General features: G+C 71.0%; 3 protein-coding genes and 1 pseudogene. 1 reads left to right on the forward strand and 3 read right to left on the reverse strand.

All coding sequences use genetic code 11. The features are described from left to right. On the forward strand, positions 1-247 hold a 247-nt coding region (locus tag ACWEN3_RS45010), incomplete at its 5' end, for a hypothetical protein (protein ID WP_452984043.1). A gap of 6 nt (positions 248-253) precedes the next feature. On the opposite strand, the gene ACWEN3_RS45015 is transcribed toward ACWEN3_RS45010, so the two are convergent. The 3 genes and pseudogenes from ACWEN3_RS45015 to ACWEN3_RS45025 all read right to left on the reverse strand — a co-directional run bounded on the left by ACWEN3_RS45015 (position 254) and on the right by ACWEN3_RS45025 (position 2,515). Next, positions 254-577, reverse strand: coding sequence for a hypothetical protein (locus ACWEN3_RS45015; protein WP_452984045.1), 324 nt, complete (start codon positions 575-577; stop codon positions 254-256). Between the two features lie 272 nt (positions 578-849). Continuing rightward, a pseudogene (locus ACWEN3_RS45020) lies at positions 850-1,844 on the reverse strand (NAD-dependent epimerase/dehydratase family protein). 224 nt (positions 1,845-2,068) lie between these two features. Beyond that, the gene (locus ACWEN3_RS45025; RefSeq protein ID WP_452984046.1) at positions 2,069-2,515 is read right to left on the reverse strand and encodes a hypothetical protein; all 447 of its coding nucleotides are present in this window, start codon (positions 2,513-2,515) and stop codon (positions 2,069-2,071) included. Positions 2,516-2,612 lie beyond the last annotated feature (97 nt).

Below are 2,612 nucleotides of genomic sequence, written 5' to 3' on the forward strand. Positions count from 1 at the left end.
GCGCAACCGCCACCAGCACCTGACGGCGGGGCTGGGGGCGGCCCTTTTGCTGTGCGCCCTGGTACGGGCCGCCCCGACAACCCGGCCGTGCAGCCCTGCAACCCGTCGTACGGGTGTACTGCGGGCGAGCAGCCGCTGCCGTCCCCGCCCCGCCGCGCGCGGTGGAGCTCGCCGCCGAGGACTGGCCGGGTCCGCCCTCCTCGTCGAGGCCGCCTTCCAGGGCCGTCTGACCGCGCTGGTGGCTTAGCTGGGGTCAGGCGAGGGCGTTGCGCAGGTAGGCGGGCAGTGCCTGGCAGATGGCTGGATCCGCGCTCCAGCCGGGGTCGGCGAGTTGGCCGGGTGTGATGACGGCCTGGGTGCCGTTGTCGGTGCGGACGATGACGCGGAACGTTTCACCTCGGGTGGACCGGCCGGCGAGGTACGCGGCGAGGACGGCCTGGCCCACGTCGGTGGGGTCCGCGCCGGTATTCGCGCGGCCGAAGTCTTTGCAGATCCACACGCCGCTGAACCGTTCGTGCATCAGGATTTCCCACCGCACGCAGCAGGGCATGTCTTCGCGGTACACGACCGCGATCATGCCCTCACGAGCCTGCCGCCCTCTCGCTACCTGCGAGTACTGGCCGGAAAGCGTGCCCCTTGCGCCCGATGACTCCTCTATCGCGCGGTCGGGCGGGTGCGGCGGTGGATCAGCTCCATGCCGAGGACGAGCAGCAGCTGCCCACCTGCCTGATCGAACTGCTCCTGGAGGGTGGGCTCACGGAAGAGACCGGCCGGCGGTTGCCGTCCTGAGGGCCATGTCCGAAGAGGACGTGGCGTCAGGTCTTCGTGGTGTCGTTTTCGGTCGCGCGCCTACCCCCGCATCGCTCTACCCCACGTTTCCAGCAGTTCGCGCTCGCGTCGGCTGCTGAGGCCGGCACGGCGGTGCCGGTCCAGACCCTGTTCCCGCTCCCAGCGCAGGGTCTGCGTCAGGAGCTCCGCCCGAGTCCGGTGCCGCAGGCCGGCCGCGGTCGCCGCTGTGCCATTGCGGGCGCTGAAGCCGACCCAGTCCGGGTCGGCCACCCACAGCGCGAGCGACTCCGGGCCCATGGCCTGGACCACGTTCTGCCCGAGCAGCCAGTCGTTGTCCGCCTCCACCACCGGCCCGGTGTGCCCGCCGATCTCCCTCGACAGCGCAACCCACTCCCCGAAGGGCACGATCGGGCCGACCGCGTCGTACGTTCCGGTCGTCCTCTTCTCCGCGCAGTCGAGCAACCATGCAGCAAGGTCTCGCGCGTCAACCACCTGCGTCGGGATGCCAGGGCAAGCCGGCACCAGCAGCGGGGCCAGCGGCTCGCGGGCCGCGCGGGCGACCCAGTACCCACAGCGACCGCTGTGGTCACCGGGGCCGCCGATCAGCCCCGCCCGCGCGATGAGGAGCCGGTCGCCCACTGCGGCCGCCGCGGCCTCCTCGCAGGCCACCTTGGCCTGCCCGAACTCGGCGTGGTCGACCTCGTCCCGCTCAGTCGCCGGGAGCAGTTCCGCCGACTCGTCCGCGTCCAGCTGCGCATGCGAAGCGTACGCGCTGACCGACGACACGTACGACCAATGGCCCGTGCTCTCGCCGAGCGCCGCCAGGGCCCCACGGACCGCTGCCACGAGACCTCGACCACGGCGTCCCACTCCTGTCCCGGCAGGCTTTCGTACGCTGACGGGTCACGTCTGTCCGCAGCAACCAACTCGGCGCCCTCGGCCACCTCGCCGCTCTCCCCGCGGGCCAGGCAGGTCACCCGATGCCCACGTTCCAGTGCCTGCCGCGAGACCTCGCGCCCCACCCATGCCGTTCCGCCCAGCACCAAGATCTTCATCGGGTCACCCAAACACGGACCGCGAGCATGTACGTTCCTGCTTCGCCGACAGCAGAGAGATCCGCCAGGGCACACCGGGGCGGCCTGTCCCTCGGGCTCGTAATCCGATCACGATGCGGCGTTCTTGAGACGTCGCCAGCACGCAAGGCGCGGCTTGCCCTCCACGTCACTGTGGCTCCCAACGACGGTCGGCGACGTCAGCTGGCGTGGTCCCGAGAGGGACCTCAGTCTCCCAGGGCCTGGAAGGCCAATGCCGCCGCGCCGGCCCCGGACAGCATCAGGCCGATGGCGAAGGGCAGCCATCGGTGCTCGATCAGGGTCCACGCGTTCCAGCGCAGTGCGCCGGCCGCCTGGGCGTCGTCCGGGTCGGCGGGGTCGTAGACGACCGGGGTGCGGACCTGCCCCTCGCTGTTCCTGGGACCGCTCGGTACGTAGAGGGAGTGGGCCAGGCGGGCTTCGGAGGCGAACTCCGGCAGCCCCGCGGCGTCTTTGAAGCCGAGCCACACCGCGGTCGTGGCGCAGGAGGTGGTGCGACCGGTGGAACAGGAGCTGAGGACGGAGGCGACGCCGGGCACCCGCCGCCCGTGTGCGCGCAGTCCGGAGAGCCGGTCGCTTCCCTGCACCACCTCGACTATGTTCACGGCGAGGACGGCGGCCCCGAACAACGTCACCACTAGGGCCTGTGTGATGTCGTGATCATTCGGTGGTCTTGATCAGGTCGTCGACCCAGATCATTGCGGCTCGGAGGTGGAGGCCGGCGAGGTAGCT

The organism is Streptomyces sp. NPDC004561 (assembly GCF_053602155.1).

Excerpts from the sequence above, each read along its gene's own strand:
- ACWEN3_RS45015 (WP_452984045.1), bottom strand. The coding sequence starts at position 577 with ATGATCGCGGTCGTGTACCGCGAAGACATGCCCTGCTGCGTGCGGTGG.